Annotated in this window: 14 protein-coding genes; 3 read left to right on the top strand and 11 right to left on the bottom strand. The window is 61.4% G+C overall.

Annotated elements, in window-relative coordinates:
* The first annotated feature begins 221 nt into the window (after positions 1 to 221).
* Complete coding sequence (gene greB, locus HY067_09565) at positions 222 to 779, top strand: transcription elongation factor GreB (protein MBI3528205.1); 558 nt, start codon at positions 222 to 224, stop codon at positions 777 to 779.
* Positions 780 to 854: 75 nt separating this feature from the next.
* Entirely contained in the window at positions 855 to 1511 is a 657-nt protein-coding gene (locus HY067_09560) for an HNH endonuclease (protein MBI3528204.1), read from the top strand.
* A 183-nt stretch (positions 1512 to 1694) separates the two neighbouring features.
* On the opposite strand, the gene HY067_09555 is transcribed toward HY067_09560, so the two are convergent.
* The gene (locus tag HY067_09555; protein MBI3528203.1) at positions 1695 to 2492 is read right to left on the bottom strand and encodes a uroporphyrinogen-III synthase; all 798 of its coding nucleotides are present in this window, start codon (positions 2490 to 2492) and stop codon (positions 1695 to 1697) included.
* A gap of 312 nt (positions 2493 to 2804) precedes the next feature.
* On the opposite strand from HY067_09555, the gene HY067_09550 reads away from it, so the two are divergent.
* On the top strand, positions 2805 to 3125 hold the full coding sequence (locus tag HY067_09550) for a hypothetical protein (GenBank protein MBI3528202.1): 321 nt from the start codon (positions 2805 to 2807) through the stop codon (positions 3123 to 3125).
* Positions 3126 to 3309: 184 nt separating this feature from the next.
* On the opposite strand, the gene HY067_09545 is transcribed toward HY067_09550, so the two are convergent.
* The 10 genes from HY067_09545 to ntrB all read right to left on the bottom strand — a co-directional run bounded on the left by HY067_09545 (position 3310) and on the right by ntrB (position 17223).
* On the bottom strand, positions 3310 to 5070 hold the full coding sequence (locus HY067_09545; protein MBI3528201.1) for a bifunctional protein-serine/threonine kinase/phosphatase: 1761 nt from the start codon (positions 5068 to 5070) through the stop codon (positions 3310 to 3312).
* A 1-nt stretch (position 5071) separates the two neighbouring features.
* A complete protein-coding gene (locus tag HY067_09540) occupies positions 5072 to 6283 on the bottom strand; it encodes a NarK/NasA family nitrate transporter (GenBank protein ID MBI3528200.1) in 1212 nt (403 codons plus the stop codon).
* A gap of 74 nt (positions 6284 to 6357) precedes the next feature.
* Positions 6358 to 6684: a nitrite reductase small subunit NirD gene (nirD, locus tag HY067_09535; GenBank protein ID MBI3528199.1), complete on the bottom strand. Its 327-nt coding sequence runs from the start codon at positions 6682 to 6684 to the stop codon at positions 6358 to 6360.
* Positions 6685 to 6686: 2 nt separating this feature from the next.
* Positions 6687 to 9113, bottom strand: coding sequence for an NAD(P)/FAD-dependent oxidoreductase (locus HY067_09530; GenBank protein ID MBI3528198.1), 2427 nt, complete (start codon positions 9111 to 9113; stop codon positions 6687 to 6689).
* 136 nt (positions 9114 to 9249) lie between these two features.
* Positions 9250 to 10005, bottom strand: a complete 756-nt coding sequence (cobA, locus tag HY067_09525; GenBank protein ID MBI3528197.1) for a uroporphyrinogen-III C-methyltransferase — start codon at positions 10003 to 10005, stop codon at positions 9250 to 9252.
* A 113-nt stretch (positions 10006 to 10118) separates the two neighbouring features.
* On the bottom strand, positions 10119 to 12821 hold the full coding sequence (locus tag HY067_09520) for a molybdopterin-dependent oxidoreductase (GenBank protein MBI3528196.1): 2703 nt from the start codon (positions 12819 to 12821) through the stop codon (positions 10119 to 10121).
* A 346-nt stretch (positions 12822 to 13167) separates the two neighbouring features.
* A complete protein-coding gene (locus HY067_09515; protein MBI3528195.1) occupies positions 13168 to 14451 on the bottom strand; it encodes an alginate export family protein in 1284 nt (427 codons plus the stop codon).
* 383 nt (positions 14452 to 14834) lie between these two features.
* Positions 14835 to 15410, bottom strand: coding sequence for an ANTAR domain-containing protein (locus HY067_09510; GenBank protein MBI3528194.1), 576 nt, complete (start codon positions 15408 to 15410; stop codon positions 14835 to 14837).
* A gap of 97 nt (positions 15411 to 15507) precedes the next feature.
* Positions 15508 to 16299, bottom strand: a complete 792-nt coding sequence (locus tag HY067_09505) for an ABC transporter ATP-binding protein (GenBank protein MBI3528193.1) — start codon at positions 16297 to 16299, stop codon at positions 15508 to 15510.
* Between the two features lie 18 nt (positions 16300 to 16317).
* On the bottom strand, positions 16318 to 17223 hold the full coding sequence (ntrB, locus tag HY067_09500) for a nitrate ABC transporter permease (protein MBI3528192.1): 906 nt from the start codon (positions 17221 to 17223) through the stop codon (positions 16318 to 16320).
* Between the last annotated feature and the right edge of the window lie 11 nt (positions 17224 to 17234).

Raw genomic sequence — 17234 nt, 5'->3', positions numbered from 1 at the left:
CAATTGTTCAACTGTCGCCTGGAGCGTAGCTACACATTTAGCTACACACAACGGACGGAATAGAACGGAATGGAAGGAAACGATTAGAATCGCTGAATACTGCTTTTCGCATTCCGCTCAATACTCTGCATCAACAAACCGAAATGCAGAGGAATGATTGGAAACGATGATCGGCAAAAACAATCTCATTGTACAACTGTCCCGACCGCCTCACGATCCACATGAGCAAGGCATTCACCAGGGAAAACGACCAGGACGACGAGGATCAGGGTGCCGGTGCGCCCCCTATTCCGGCGGGTTTGAAGAACTACATTACGCCCGCGGGATTCAAGCGGCTCAAGGACGAGGCGTTGCATCTGCTCGACAAGGAACGTCCGGAACTCGTGAAAGTCATTCAGTGGGCGGCCTCCAACGGCGACCGCTCGGAAAATGCCGACTACATTTACGGCAAGCGCCGCCTGCGGGAAATCGATCGTCGCATCCGCTTCCTGACCAAACGGCTGGACGCTGCGGTGGTGGTGGATCCGGCTGCGCGCGAGGACACGGATCAGGTGTTTTTCGGGGCCACCGTGACGGTGCTGGAGCAGGATGGCTCAGAAAAAACCTACAGCATCGTCGGCATCGACGAAGCTGACGTGTCGCACGGCCGGATTTCCTGGATCTCGCCACTCGCGAAAGCCCTCATTAAGGCCCGCGAAGGTGACACGGTGATCGTCAGGACGCCCGGCGGCGACGAATCTCTCGAAATCGTCAGCATCGAATACAAGGCCATCGATTAAAAATACCAAAGACCAACGCGTTCACCGCAGAGGACGCGGAGGAAATACTATTACAAGTTGGACCCCCTGCTATTCATGAAGCCGTTAAACATTGATTTCCTGACCGCGTATGACGACCAGTCTCTGCTCGGAGAGCTTCGTCGCATCGCGGGAGCGACTGGCTCCAATACAGTTACGAAAGCCGACCTTAAAAAGATCGGCCGGGTCAGTCATTCGGCCGTTGTCCGCAGGTTCGGTTCACTCCGTCGGGCACTTGAACTTGCGGGACTGAAAAGCGAGCGTTTTATGAAGGCGACGGACGATGAGTTACTCGCCATCATCATCGAGCTTTGGCAGCAGGTTGTTGAAAAAGAGGGTCGCACTCCTCAAAAAAAGGACTTGAAGGAATACGGATTTCCTGTGTCGAACGACACCATTTCTCGCCGATTCGGAACTTGGCGAAAGGCTCTTGTTCGTGCACACGAATCAATCACTGAAGAATCGGTCTCCAACGAAGAGCCGATCACGCCGACGAACGTGACTCGCAAACGAATCGCCCTATCTATCAGAAAGCGCTTCTTCGTTCTCAAGCGCGACCATTTTGCGTGTGTGCGATGTGGAGCTAGTGGCGTTGGTGTCAAACTCGAAGTACATCATCGCTTCCCTTTTGCGAAGGGTGGGAGCGACAATCTATCCAATCTTGATACGCTCTGTTTCGAGTGCAATCGCGGGCAGCGTGATACCGTGGTCTAGCATGGCGCCCAACCTCGCCCCCTTCGGTCGCTTGACGCCCCACCGGCCAGAGAGACGCTTGTCAACTGTACGGTAATGGAACATACGGCGATCCATGTGCCGGTTTTGAATTTACCAATGCGTGCGCATTTCTTGCTCCGGTCTTCCTCTGCGTCCTCCGCGTCCTCTGCGGTTAACGTGTCTTTAATTCCACGCCTTGCCGAGCATCGTAACCAGCGGTCCAAGTTTCGGCGGGCTAGCTTCGAGGCTGACCTTCACGCCTGCTGCCACGAGCGCGTCGCTGCATACCGGACCGATCGAAGCCACCACCACCGAATTCAGATTGCGGCGCAACTGGTCCGCGCCTCCGCGTTGCCCCGCCACGGCAAACAGATTGCGTACCTGAGAAGCACTGGTAAATACCGCCGCATCGATCTCGCCGCGCTCCAGCGCGGCGAGCAATCGCAGCAGCGGCTCGATATCTTGCGGCAGTGCCCACCGGTACGTCGGCACCTCGACCACAGCCGCGCCGCGCGCCTCGAGTCCCTCTTCCAGTCCGAGATTGGTTTCGCCGTAACGCTGCACCAGCACGCGCTCGCCGGATAATTCCACATTGCGGATCGCCGCCAGTACTTCGACGGTCGTGTAAGGTTCTTCGGCACTGATATCGATGCGCACGTTGCGGCCGCGAAGTACAGCGGTAGGTTTGGGTCCACGCACAGCAACCACGCCACTCGCAAGCAACGCAAGCAGTTGCTCTTCAAGGCCGAGCCGGTCGACCGCCTCGAACAACGCGCGAGTGCCGACCCCGGTCTGGAAGATCGCCAGCTTGACCGGATGCGCCGCCCAGTCCACGATCAATCGCCGGATCGCTTCCGGATCGAGGTCGGGTTCCTCCGTCAGCGCCGGGGCGCGAAACGCAACGCCACCCTCCTTCTCCAGCAGGGCGGCGAGATGTTCCCCGAAACGGCTCTCCAGCACGGCAATTCTCTTGTCTTTCATGTGCCTCATTCTACGAAGACATCGTGCCGGTGGCGAGATAACCCATTGGCTGGACAACCCTCGGTCACATGGTAATACCGTCCGCAACTTTGCGATGAACACCCGCGACCGCAAGAATATACAAATAGTCCGCAAGGATGTTCAACCAGGTCGGACAACCGGCAATAACAGACTAAAAGTCGGCAACCCTTTCCAATAAACGCTTCGCACCCCCGCGCGATAATTCGCCTCACGAATCGGGCAGTTTCAGGTAGTCGCGTTTGCCGGATCGGACGAATTTCCGCAGGAAAACGTTTTTATCAGGAGAGAATCATGAAAACAGTTTCGAAACTGATGTTGGCGGGTGCGGTCGCTTCGATGTTTGCCGCCGGCGGTGCGTATGCCGATGGCGCGAAGATCATGACCCGCAGCCCGGAAGCCGCCCAGGCGGATCTGGTGCGCGACTGGAATTTCACCGGCGGCGGAACCGCTGTTCCGGTGCGCGAACGTACCAAATCCGAAATGCAGGCCGACCTCGTGCGCGACTGGAACGGCCCGTCCAAGGCGACGATCGCCGCCGAGGATAAGAGCATCCCGCAAACCCGCACGGCTCAGCAAGCTTACGACGACCTGGTCCGCAACTGGGGCAGCTAATAACTGTCTGCCCCCAACCGAGAGCTGGATAGGGGAGCAAACGAAGCGTGACAGAACGGGCGACCAATCGGTCGCCCGTTTTCATTTGACGTGATCTTCTCGAAAACGTCTGGTCATTACTCGAAGTTACGAAGCGCAAATCGGGTATTTCGGGACACAGCGGACCATCAAGGCCTGAGCCGCTTCACCGCAAAAACAGCAAATAGAGCAACAGCAGATTCATCACCGCCAGCACCAGGCAGACCGCCTGCCAGCGCATCAGCCGGTTGCGCTCCAGCAGCGGGATGCGCTGCGGCGCCGAGACGGGATGCCGGTCACCGCGCTCCAGGGCAAGCAGCATCTCTTCGGCAGTCTCGAAGCGCTGGCTCTTCTCGCGCGCGACCGCCCGCAGCAGCAGGTTCTCCAGCCAGCTCGGGACATCCGGCCGATAACGCGTGGGCGGAATCGGGTCGGTGAAATGCGGCGTCTGGAACGGTTCGATCTCGCCGTAGGGATACCTTCGCGTGAGAAGGTGGTAGAGCGTCGCGCCGGCTGCATACAGATCGCTCTGTACCGTGGCCGGTTCACCCGTGAACAACTCCGGCGCCATGAAGCTCGGCGTACCGGGATTGCCTTGCAGTTCCGGATAGGGCACGCCGGCAGCCAGCGCGACCCCCATGTCGAGGATACGCAGCCCGCCGTTGTCTTCCGGCAGCAGGTTCGCCGGCTTGATATCGCGGTGAACGATGGACAGGCGTTGCAGGACGCCGATGCCCTTTGCGAGTTGCGTGCCGATGCGCACCACTTCCGTGATCGAGAAATGCCCGCCGCGATCCAGTTGTCCTTGCAGCGTCGCCCCGGCGTGATGGCTCATGACGTAGTACAACCAGTGCCTCGACGCGGACGACAGCGGGACGACCTGCGGGAAGTGCGCCGATACCAGGCGCTTTGCCAGCCACTCTTCCGCAAGCAGGCCTTCGCAACTTGCCCTGTCCTCGGCGAGCACGGGCTGCAGCGTCTTGAGGGCAAGCACCTGACCGGTTCGCCTGGAGCGCACCTTGTACAACAAGGTGGCGCGGGATTCATGGATCAACTCGATCACATCGAATTCATCGACCTCCCCTCCCGGCTTGAGCCGGGGCGGCACCGGCAACTGCAGGCCGACTCCGAGCATGTCGCGCCAGCCGTGCTCGGAAATTTCATCGACGCGCAGCACGACGGCAGTGGCGTTGTCCTGCCCGCCGGCGCGTAACGCAGCGTCCACCAGCGCCTCCGCGGCCAGCTTGGGATCCCGGTACAACTGCAGCAACCGGACCAGGTGCACCTGCCCAAGAGGTTCCCAGACGCCGTCGCTGCAGATCAGGAAAACATCGCCGGCGCGAAGCTCGCCGTCCGCGTAGTCGATGACCAGATGCCGGTCGAGCCCGACCGCGCGTTTGAGCACATGCTGCATGTCCGGGCGGTCCCACACGTGGTCCTGCGTGAGTTGCGCGCACTCTCCCCGACTGATCCGATAAATGCGGGTGTCGCCGACGTGCGCAAGATAGAAACGCTTGCCTCGCAGCACCAGCGCCGAGAGCGTGCTCGCCATTCCCGCCAGTTCGCTGTCCGCCGCGCCCTGGGCGAGCAGCCAGCGGTTCACTGCGGACAGCACGCGGTCGAGTGCAAGCGGTACCTCCCAGGTGTCGGGCGTGGCGTAATAGTCCCCGAGCAGGCTGCGCACCGAATACTCGGCGGCTTCACGTCCGCCACCCGCACCTGACACGCCATCCGCCACGACGGCGAGCACGCCCTTGGCCGCCAGTTCCGCCATCTCCGGCGTCGCCACGCCGAAGAAATCTTCGTTGCTCTCGCGCCGTCCTGCGTTGCTGGCGTGGCCGACGCACACCTTGAGTGAACTCTCTCCTGAAGCAGGCAGCGACTGGGTATGATTCGGCAAGACGCGAAGCTTCGCGAAGGCAGCCATGTCAGACTTTCGCCATCGCGACGTTCACGGTACCCCAGGTCGTGCGCCAGCGGCCTTTCACAAAAGTGAGCCCGATCAGCGCGATGATCGCGAGGCCGGCGAAAACCAGCAGACCGGACTGATAACTGCCGGTGAACTGCTTCGAGTAGCCTAGCGACGAGGCGAGATAGAACCCGCCCAAGCCGCCCGCCATGCCCACCAGCCCCGTCATCACGCCGATCTCCTTGCGGAAGCGCTGCGGCACCAGCTGAAACACCGCGCCATTGCCCATGCCGAGAACCAGCATCGTCAGCACGAACAGGGCGAGCCCCATCCATGCCTGGGGCAATCCGAAGCTGACGATGAACAAAAAAGTCGCCGCCAGGAGATACATCAGCGACAGCGATTTGATGCCGCCGACCCGGTCCGCCACGACGCCGCCGACAGGACGCAGCAGAGAACCGGCGAACACACAGGCCGCGGTGAAATAGCCGGCGGCCACCGGCGGCAGGCCGTACTGGTCGTTGAAGTAAATGGTGAGAGAGGATGCCAGTCCGACAAAACCACCGAAGGTCACGCTGTAGAAGAACATGAACCACCATGCGTCCTTGTCCCTCAGCACTTTGAAATAATCCGACAGCGGTTTCGCCGGCGGACAATCCGGGCTGTCCCTGGCCAGAAGCAGGTAGGCCACCAGCACGATGCCGAGCGGGATGACCGCCAGCCCGAATACATTGTTCCAGCCGAAGGCCAGCGCCAGTCCGGGTGCGAACAGTGCGGCGAGCACCGTGCCCGAATTGCCGGCCCCGGCGATGCCCAGCGCAGCACCCTGATGCTCGGGCGGATACCAGCGCGAGGCCAGCGGCAGCGCTACCGCGAACGATGCACCCGCCACGCCGAGCGCCACACCAAACATCAGCAGCTGGTTGTAGCTGTGGATTCCGACGAGCCACGCTGTCAATAGCGCGGCAATCACGAGCACCTGCCCGATCGCGCCCGCCAATTTTGGTTTGAAGTGATCCACCATGATTCCCATGATAATGCGCAGCAACGCCCCTGCGAGAACCGGCGTAGCCACCATCAGTCCTTTCTGTGCCGCGGTGAGGCCGAGATCCCTGGCGATTTGCACGCCGAGCGGGCCGAGCACGACCCAGACCATGAAACTCAGATCGAAGTAGAGAAAGGCCGCCAACAGGGTCGGCCAGTGGCCGGATTTGAGGAACGAGGATTTCATTGCAGCTCCCGCGAGAATGATCGGACGTTGATGGATTCTGGATTCACAGTTGCGATTTCGTTGTACGCGAAGTGTCAGATCTGCAGGTAAACCTCGCCCGCTTCCACCTTCACCGGAAAAGTCGCCGCGCATCCCTCGTCGGGCGCAACGGCCTTGCCATCCTCGAGACGGATGGTCCAGTTGTGCAGCGGACACGCCACGTGGCGGCCGAAAACGATTCCCTGCGACAGCGGCCCGCCTTTGTGCGGGCAGTGGTCACGCAATGCAAATACTTCGTCGGTGTCATTTCGGAACACCGCGACATTGCCATGCGCGGTCCTTACCACTCGCGCTCCCAGCCTGGGGATCTCCGACAGCGGACAGACCCTGCGCCATTGCGCAACGGTGGAGACGTCGTTCATTTTCATATCGAGAGCTCCTCGAATTCGTGTGCCGCCGAGCCTTTGATGCGTTCAACCCAGGGATCCTTTTCGTCCTGCAAGGCGAATATCAGCCGCTCGTAAAGCGCCTTGCGATTTGCCGGGTCTTCCATCAGTTGCTTCCTGATGTAGTCCATGCCCACGCGCTGGATGTAGTGCACCGTGCGGTCGAGATAGCGCGCCTCCTCGCGGTAAAGCTGAATGAAGGCGCCGGCGTACTCGAGCACCTCCTCCTTTGTCTTCACCTTGACCAGAAACTGGGCGACTTCGGTCTTGATGCCACCGTTGCCGCCGATGTAGATCTCCCAACCCGAGTCCACGCCGATGACGCCCACGTCCTTGATACCGGATTCGGCGCAGTTGCGCGGGCAGCCCGACACCGCCATTTTGACTTTGTGCGGGGCGTACATCTTCCAGAAGGCTTTCTCCAGGTCGATGCCCATTTGCGTGGAATCCTGCACGCCGAAACGACACCACTCCGATCCCACGCAGGTCTTCACGGTACGCAGCGCCTTGGCGTAGGCGTGGCCGGAGGGCATGTCCAGTTCGCCCCACACCCTGGGAAGGTCTTCCTTGCGCACGCCAAGCAGATCGATGCGCTGACCGCCGGTTACCTTCACCGTCGGGATCTTGTATTTATCGACCACGTCGGCGATGCGGCGCAGTTCTCCGGCAGTGGTCACCCCGCCGAACATGCGGGGCACCACCGAATAGGTGCCGTCCTTCTGGATATTGGCGTGCGCGCGTTCGTTGATGAAGCGCGACTGCGGGTCGTCCTCGGCCTGGTGCGGCCAGGCGGCGATCAGGTAAAAATTCAGCGCCGGCCGGCAGCTGGCACAACCGTTCGGCGTATGCCATTCGAGCGCATCGATGACCCGCGGAATGGACAACAGTTTCTGCGCGCGGATCGCCTTGCGCACCTCTTCGTGCGTGAGTTCGGTGCAACCGCACATCGGTTTGGTGACGGTAGCCTGCGGCGTGTAGGCGCCGCCGACGGTGGAAGCGAGGATCTGCTCCACCAGCCCGGTGCAGGAACCGCAGGACGAGGACGCCTTGGTGTGCTTGCGCACGTCGTCCAGGGTGAACAACCCCTTCTCCTTGATCGCGCGGGTGATGCTGCCCTTGGCAACGCCATTGCAGCCGCACACTTCCATGATGTCGGACATGGCCGCGGCCTTGTTCTGGCCCTGATGGCCGGCGTTGCCCAGGTGCGCCTGGCCGAACATCAGATGATCGCGGATCTCGGCGACGCTCTGGCCGTCGCGCATGAGCTGAAAAAACCAGGCGCCGTCGACCGTATCGCCGTACATCACGCTGCCGATGATGCGGTTGTCGCGGATCAGCAGCTTCTTGTAGATGCCGCCGACCGAGTCGTGAAGCACGATCTCCTCGGTGTCGGGCCCGCCGCCGAAGTTACCGGCGGAGAACACGTCGATGCCGGTGACCTTGAGCTTGGTGGACGTGACCGAGCCCTCGTAGCGGCCGATGCCGAACTGCGCCAGGTGGTTGGCGCACACCTTGGCCATCTCGAACAGCGGCGCCACCAGCCCGTAAACGATGCCGCGATGCGCCACGCATTCGCCGACGGCGTAGATAACCGGATCGAAGGTCTGCATCGTGTCATTCACAACGATGCCGCGGTTGCAGTACAGGCCCGCCGATTGTGCCAGATCGGTATTGGGGCGGATGCCCACTGCCATTACCAGCAGATCCGCGGCAATCTCCTGACCGTCCTTGAACCGCACCGCCGCCACGCGGCCGTCGCGGCCAACGATCTCGGCTGTTTCCTTCTGCAGCAGAAACCGCAGTCCCTTCTTCTCCAGGGACTTCTGCAGCATGTCGGCGGCAGTCTTATCGAGCTGCCGTTCCATGAGCCAGGGCATCAGGTGCACCACGGTCACTTCCATGCCGCGCAGCCGCAAGCCGTTCGCCGCCTCCAGCCCGAGCAGCCCGCCGCCGATCACCACGGCGTGGCGGAACTTGCCGGACGCTACGATCATTGCCTCGGTATCGGCGATATCCCGATAGGTGATCACGCCGTCGAGTTCCTTTCCGGGCACCGGCAGGATGAACGGGTTGGAACCGGTGGAAAGCAGTAGTCGATCGTAGCGCTCTTCGGTGCCGTCGGCGGCCACCACCTTGCGCGCCACCCGGTCGATTCGCACGATCTTCTTGCCGAGATGGAGCTTGATGCCGTTGTCCCGATACCAGTCCTCGTCGTTGAGCATGATGTCCTGCAAGGTCATCTCGCCAGCCAGAACCGGCGACAGCAGAATGCGGTTGTAGTTGGCATGCGGCTCGGCGCCGAACACCGTGATGTCGTAGAGATCCGGCGCGATCTTGAGCAGTTCCTCGAGCGCACGCGCCCCGGCCATGCCGTTGCCCACCATCACCAGCTTCATCTTTTTCATGTTTCCACCTCAAACAAGATTCAGAACCGTCCAGCCACGGATGAAACAGAAAACATACACAATCCGTTTTGCATGTTCTTCTTTGCGCCCTCTGCGTCCTTTGCGCCTTTGCGTTGAAAGCCCTTGACTTTGACTCTCATGCTGCGGCGATCTCCGCTTCCGCAGACCGTATCTGCGCAAAGCGCACGGCTTCGCCCACCACCACGATTGCCGGGCTTCCCAGTTCGGCGCGCGCGACCCGTTCGGCAAGATCGGCCAGTGTCGCGACCACGCTGCGCTGCGTCGCCAGCGTGCCGTTCTGGATCGCGGCCGCCGGCATCCCGGTCGGCATCCCGGCAGCAACCAGGCGCGCACAGATCGACGCGAGGTTCGCCATGCCCATGTAGATCACCAACGTGGTGCCGCTGCACGCCAATGCCCGCCAGTCGGGCTGCCGGTCATCGTGCGTATGGCCAGTGACCAACGTGACGCCACGGCTGCAGTCGCGATGGGTCACCGGTATGCCCAGCGCTGCCGGCACGCCGATGCCTGCCGTAATCCCGTTGACCACTTCCGCTTCGATGCCCGCAGCGCGCAGCGTCAGCAGTTCTTCGCCGCCGCGGCCGAATACGAAAGGATCGCCGCCTTTGACCCGGGCGACGACGCGTCCCGCTCGCGCCAGACGCACCATGAGCTTGTCGATAAACGCCTGTGGGGTGGATTTGCACCCGCCGCGTTTGCCCACCTCGATCACGCGGGCGCGCGGCCCGACGAACTGCAGCACTTCGCGGTTCACTAGGTCGTCGACCAGCACTACGTCGGCCTGCGACAGCACGCGCACCGCCTTCAGCGTCAGCAGCTCCACGTCGCCCGGTCCCACCCCCACCAGATAAACCTTGCCTTGCTTCATCATTTCAACTCCCAAATCGAAGACCTCTCTCGATCCGTTTTTGACTTTCCTCCGTGTTCTTAAGGCGCAGCACTTACGGCCGAAGCTGCCGTGTCCTCCGTGGTTCATCTTTGAAATCACGCGGCGGCACGAGCCTGCTGCGCCATGCGCCGCAATTCCGGCAGACACGATCCGCAACTGGTACCGCATTTGAGCTGCGCCTGCAGTTGCGCCAGCGTGGCGCCAGCCGCGACGCGCGCTTCGATTTCGCGCTCGGACACGTCAAGGCAATTGCAGACGATGCGTCCGCGACTGGATTGGCCCAGCGGCGGGCTCGCCACCGGCGCCAGGATCCACGGGCGCACGGTCTGCGCCGAACCGTTCTGCGCCATCAGATCCCTGAGCCAGTCGCGCGCCGCGGTCTCGCCGGTAAGCCGGGCGCCCACGACTTTTTCCCCCTGCACCAGCACGCGCTTGCAGATACCGCGGCGCGCGTCGCGATAAACCATCGCGCAGGCGTCATCGGAAAGTTCCAGGGCCACGTCCAGCGCGGCGATGAGTTCGTCTTCCGCGGGTGCTGCGCAGGCGGCGCGGAACAGCAGCAGCGGATGCTCGCGTCCGTACAACCCGCAGCTTGCGTAGGCAAAGCGCTCGAGCAGCGGCTGCACTGCGTGCAAGTACTTGAGCACGTCGCCGCTTCGCATCGCCACGAGTTGCCATCGGCAGTCGAGCTTTTCGACCTGGACCGCCGCATGCTTTAGCTCCGGCTGCATCGAAACCGGATCGAAGTCGGCTACGGTCAGTGTGTTGATGCCGCCGCCGCGCATGAATTGCGCGCCCCAGTGCATCGGCAGGTAGACCTGCGCCGGCCTTACTTCTTCAGAGGCCTGCACCCGAACCCTGATCTCGCCGCGCCGGCTCTTCACCCGCACGATGTCGCCGCCCAGCAATCCGCGGCGTTGCATATCCGTTGGGTTCATTGCCAGCAACGGTTCTTCCGCGTGATTGAACAGACGCGCGACGATCCCGGTGCGGCTCATGCCGTGCCACTGGTCGCGCAGGCGTCCGGTATTGAGGTGCAGCGGATAGCGTGCGTCGGTCTTCTCCGCCACCGGCCGGTACGGCGCATCCATGAAACGCGCGCGTCCGCCCGGGGTTGCGAATACGCCGTCCTCATATAAGCGCGCCTTGCCGGTGGCGGCACCTACGGGGAACGGCCACTGCTGCGGGCCGCGTGATTCGAGCAGCTGGTAGCTGAGTCCGGTCACGTCGAGGTCGCGGCCGCGCGTGGTTTCGCGGTGTTCGTTGAAAATCTGCTCCGGCGTGCAATAGGAGAAAAGCATGGGCGCATCAGCGCGTTCAAGCTTGCGTCCCAGCCGCAACGCAAAGTCCACGGCGATCTGCCAGTCGTGGCGCGCTCCGCCCGGCGGCGGAACTGCGGCGCGCACGCGCGAGATACACCGCTCCGAGTTGGTGACCGTGCCCTCCTTGTCGCCCCAGGTGGTGGCCGGCAGCAGCACGTCGGCGAATGGCGTGGTGTCCGTATGGGCAAATGCCTCCTGCACCACCACGCACTCGGCGCGCTTCAGGGCCTGCGCGACCAGCGCCTGGTTGGGCATCGACTGCACCGGGTTGGTACAGGCAATCCAGATCGCCTTGATCTCGCCCGTGCGCACGGCTTCGAACATTTCCACTGCGCTCTTCCCGGGCGTGGACGGGACCGAGTCGACACCCCAGAAGCGAGCGATCTCCTCGCGGTGCGCCGGGTTGGCCAAGTCGCGATGTCCCGACAGCAGCGTGGCCATTCCGCCTACTTCGCGCCCGCCCATGGCGTTGGGTTGACCGGTCAGCGAAAACGGTCCGGCGCCCGGCCGGCCGATCTGTCCAGTCGCCAGGTGCAGGTTGATGAGCGCAGCGTTTTTTTCCGTGCCCTGGGTCGATTGATTGAGCCCCTGACAGTAAAGCGACAGCGTCGCGCGGGCGCGCCCGAACCAGCGCGCCGCCTGGACGATGTCTTCGGCTGAGACGCCACAGATCTGTGCCACGGTCTTGGGTGTGTAGTCGGCCACACGGTTTTTCACCGCGTCGAAACCTTCGGTGTGCGCGCGGATGTAGTCGAGATTGCACAGGCCCTCCCACAACAGGACGTGCAGGATGGCGTTGAACAGCGCCACGTCGGTGCCGGGCAGGATCGCGAGGTGCAGATCGGCCACCGCCGCGGTATCGGTGCGGCGCGGATCGACGACGATCAATTTGAGCTCCGGATTCCTTGCGCGCGCGTCCTCGATGCGGCGGAATACGATCGGGTGCGCGTAGGCGGTGTTGGATCCGGCGATGAACAGACACTCGGCGTGATCGATGTCCTCGTAGCAGGCAGGTGGTGCATCGGCGCCAAGCGTGAGCTTGTACCCGGTTACCGCCGACGACATGCACAACCGGGAATTGGTGTCGACGTTGTTGGTACCGATCAGGCCCTTGGCGAGCTTGTTGAAGACGTAGTAATCCTCGGTCAGCAACTGCCCGGAGATATAGAACGCTACGCTGTCCGGGCCGTGGCTGCGAATGGCGCCGGCAAACTTTTCCGCGGCAAACTCCAGCGCCTCGTCCCAGCTCGCGCGTTCACGCGCCTCCTCGCGTCGGGCGCGCAGTTCCGGATACAGTGCGCGCGCGTCCGGTTGCACGGTCAGATGCAGCGTCGAGCCCTTGGTGCACAGGCGACCGAAGTTGGCGGGGTGATCGGGATCACCGCGCACGCCGGAGATGTGATTGCCGTCGGCTTCAATGATCACGCCGCAGCCCACGCCGCAGTAGGGACAGGTGGATTTGACCTCAGTCGCCATTCGGTCCAAGCTTTTTCTCCATTGCCGCACCTCACCATCGCTTGCATTCAGGCCAAAAAAAAGCGTCCATCAACGTGAGAAATTCGTCTCCCGTTCGATGGACGCCTTTGCCCAACCCGCCGGACATGCGTTGCCCGGCGAGCGTTAATCCATTCACTTATGCGCGAATGTTTGACCTTTGTCTGCAGCAAGATCCATGCTAATGGCTCGAACGAGTTCCAAATGATTGTCTGATTGGGGAAAAGAGGTATCGATCCGCCGCGCCAAGGACTTCGACGAGAAATATATCCGCTTTCATACGGTGCAACTTTTCCCCGGTTGCACCAATTTCACGCATGCAGAATCGTTATTCGAAGTTATAGATGAACGTGAGCCACAGCTTGTCGGTGTCACGCTTGCGCGCCGTAGCCGGGGCGAGCACGTCATCCTCGCGGAAGCTGGCGTATTCCACTTTACCCACCAGGCCTTTCATCAATGGGTAGGTGACGCCGAAGTCGAGTTCGTGACCGTAATGGATGCTGCCGAAATCGGACTTGAAGTCGTGGTATTCCGCGCTCCACTTCGCCTTGACCACCGAACCGCCCACGGTGAGGTAGCTGTCACGGATACCTTGTTTAGGCGTAGTCAGAAACAGGTCCGCCCAGCCCTGGAACAGGTGATTGGTACCCAGCGGAGTCTGAAAGGCGTAGACACCGTTGTTACTGCCCAGCAGCTCGTAATCCAGGCGGGCATAGAAGGCAGGCCAACCCAGACCGACCCCCGCGTGGGTGTAATCGGCATCGATGCGCGAGTCGCCGTCGGCATAGTCGTTCTGCTTGGCATATTCCGCCGTATACAACAGCTTGATCTGGTCGCTCAGCGGATAGGCACCGTCAGCGCGCAGCCCGACGATCTGGTTGGAGTTATTGGCAAAGCCGGTGACCGAGGCGGTCTTGGCGGAATCGTGAAAGTAGCCGTAGCCGATCAAATTGTTGCCCGGCGCCCATTCGTACGCCGCGTGCAGGATCTCCAGCTTGATTTCCTGCTGATCGCCGAAAATCGTCTTCAGCCGCTCCAGGTGTCCGCCGTAAAGCGTGGTATTGGGCAGACTCTTGTTCTCTACCGTCGCACCGGTAAACACCTGCATCACCTGGCGAAACTCGACATTGCCGACAAAGCGCACATTGTCGATCTTGATGCTCTGCTTGCCCAGCCGCAGCCGCGTGTCGGACAGCCCGGTGTAGTCGAGATAGACCTGGTTGATGTCGGTATTGTCGGGGTCGGCCACCGTGGGAAACTGGGTCTTGCCATTCTTGGTGTCGTTGTAGTTGTCGTTTGCCCGTCCGACGTCGATCATCTGCGCGGTGACGCCGAAGCCGTAGTAGCTGCCGGTCTGCCATCCCAGCAGGGTGCGCAACGTCAGCGCGTTGGCGTCGAATTGCTTGCCGTCCTGCTCGACGTGCTCGTAGCGCGGGCGCAAATTCAGCAACAGTTTTCCGCCGGTAATCGCGTCGGCCAAGGACCCGGCACTTTCTTCGGCCGAAAAAGCCAGGCCAGCCGGGAACAGCAGGGGGACCGCAAGCAGTATCCGGCCAACCAGCAGCGCCGTGTAATTTGTCGATTTCAAGTCTGAAGCAAATAGCCTTTTCATTACCACGCTCCCTAAAAAGTTGAAATTCACATCCGCAAAAAAAAGTCCATTTCGGCGATTGTCTTCGCCGGAAATGGACGTCATCATCCAGTTGCTCGAGCCTTCGTTAGCCCGAGTCTTGATAACCTTCTGCGTTACTCGTCGTTGAGCAACGCCACCGTCACAATCCCATCGTTCTATTTCGCCGGCGCACACCGATTGGATTGGGTGTTTACCGGCGGGGGCCTCCTGATAACTCGCCCACCGCAGACCTCGAAGCCGCACCTAATCCGCCATTTCCCCCGCGACAAGAATTCTTAATCGGAACTGACGCGGGCAAACTTGAGCGGCGTGGACAGCTTTTTCCCGACATTTCATGCTCATCGAGCGGTACACCCTCACTCTCAACCCAGCAATTTCGCCGCCTTGATCACCTGTTCGGCCGCTTCGGCGAGTTTGAGGCTTCGATCCATGGCCATTTTGCGAAGCATTCGGTAAGCCTCTTCCTCCGGAAGCCCTTTCTGCTTCATCAGAATGCCCTTGGCCTTGTCGATGTGTTTGCGGTCGGCAAGCTGTGTCTGCGCGCTCGCCAGCTCGTTATGCAACGCTTGCAGTTCCTCAAAGCGTGCAATTGCCACGTCGATGATCGGCTGCACGCGCTCCGCCGACAGGCCGTCCACCACATACGCGCTCACCCCGGCACGCACTGCCTCGCGGATCTTCTCCATATTGCCGTCCGCCGAGAACATCACGATCGGGCGCGGTGCATCCTGCGTAATCACGCAGATGTGCTCAAGTGTGTCCCGATCCGGAGAATTGGTATCGATGATGATCACGTCAGGCTTCAACTCGGCGACGAGTTGCGGCAGCTGTATCGTCGAGTGGACCTGGGCGACGACTCGATGTCCCGCCTGTTCCAGCCCCTGACGCAGAATATCCCTGCGCTCGTTGTCTTCATCCACTACCATCACACGCAGCATCGCCACAATCCGTCGCTAATTCCACGCCAGCGAACATCAGCAGTCAGTGCGCCGGCGGCCGAAATGTGCATGGCCCGAGGACCCGCCCGTACGCCGCTCATGCGGCCGGACGCATCTGCTTCTGGTAGAGAAACTCCAGCACCTGATGACGATACTCCATGTAGACGGCGTGGTTGGCGAGCTTGAGGCGTTCCCGCGGCCGCGGCAAATCCACGGATACGATCTCGCCGATGGTAGCGGCCGGACCGTTGGTCATCATCACCACGCGATCGGAGAGCAAAACCGCCTCGTCGACGTCGTGCGTAACCATCATTACCGTACTGCCGGTTTCGGCAACGATGCGCATCAACTCGTCCTGCAGGTGCGCACGGGTAAGCGCATCCAGCGCGCCAAAAGGTTCGTCCAGCAACAGAACCTTGGGCTGCATGGATAGCGCCCGGGCGATGCCAACCCGCTGCTTCATGCCTCCGGAGATCTCGTGGGGATGCCTGTCCTGCGCGTGGCTCAGGTGTACCAGTGCGAGCGCAGCCCGTGCACGATCCTTGAGCTGCGCCTTGCTTTCCCTGGCTCCGAACACGCGTTCCACGGCCAGATAAACGTTGCCAAAACAGGTCAGCCACGGCAGCAGAGAATGGTTCTGGAACACCATCGCCCGATCCGGACCGGGGCCGGCGATTTCGCGTCCGGCGCAGAGCAGGACGCCGTCGCGGGTCTCCAGCAATCCCGCCACCAGGTTGAGCAGTGTCGACTTGCCGCAGCCGGAATGGCCGATGATGGAAACGAATTCACCTTGTTCCACCGCCAGATTGATGCCGCGAAGCGCGTCGAAGCGTCCCGCACGGGTTGCGAAAGTCATCGCGACGTTCTCGAGTTGCACGAATCTCTTCATCTCCCGATCTCCCTTTTCTCAGCGGTGCTCGAAGCGGCGGGCCAGCAGCAGCAACGCGTTTTCGAGCAGCAGTCCGACAATGCCGACGACGAAGATGGCGATAATGATGTGCTCGACGTTCAGGTTGTTCCATTCGTCCCAGACCCAGAACCCGATGCCCACACCGCCGGTAAGCATCTCGGCAGCGACGATCACCAGCCACGCGACACCGATGGAAAGGCGTACGCCGGTGAGCATGAACGGCAACACCGCGGGGAAAAGGATGCGTGTGAATACCTTCCATTCGGAAAGGTTGAGCACTTTGGCCACGTTCAGATAATCCTGCGGCACCTCGCGCACACCGGCCGCGGTATTGATGATCATCGGCCAGATGCTGGAGACGAAGATCACCCAGATCGCCGCCGGGTGGGCCGCCTTGAATACCAACAGCCCGATCGGCAGCCAGGCGAGCGGTGACACCGGCCTGAGCAGGCTCACGATCGGCGCAGTCATGTCATTCAACCATTTGAAGCGGCCGACGAGAAAGCCGAGCGGAATGCCCGCCAGCGCGGCTAGCCCGAAGCCGATGCCTACACGCTGCAGCGAATTGAGGATGTTCCAGCCGATGCCCTGGTCGTTCGGGCCGTTGCGGTAAAAGGGGTTGGAAAACAGTTCCACCGCCGAGCCCCAGGTTTTGGCCGGACCTGGCAGATTGGGGCTCAACTGCGAAAGCAGCGCCCAGACGCCGATGAACGCCGCCAATCCCAGCAGCGGCAGCAGGATTGACAACAGCAAACCGCGCAGCCGCGAGGCATACTGCGAGGCGAGGCGCTCGCTGCCGGCTTTTACCGTTGCGACCATTTCGGACTCCGGAGCAATGGCGACAACCTTCCCGGGCTTGACCGGGGTCACGACGGCGAACGGAGTCGGCGGAACATCCAGCATGGCTTTTGCGA

The organism is Betaproteobacteria bacterium (assembly GCA_016194905.1).
GTDB lineage: Bacteria > Pseudomonadota > Gammaproteobacteria > Burkholderiales > JACQAP01 > JACQAP01.
The sequence above is the reverse complement of the archived record's forward strand: the minus strand, read 5'-3'. Positions and strand labels throughout refer to the sequence as shown.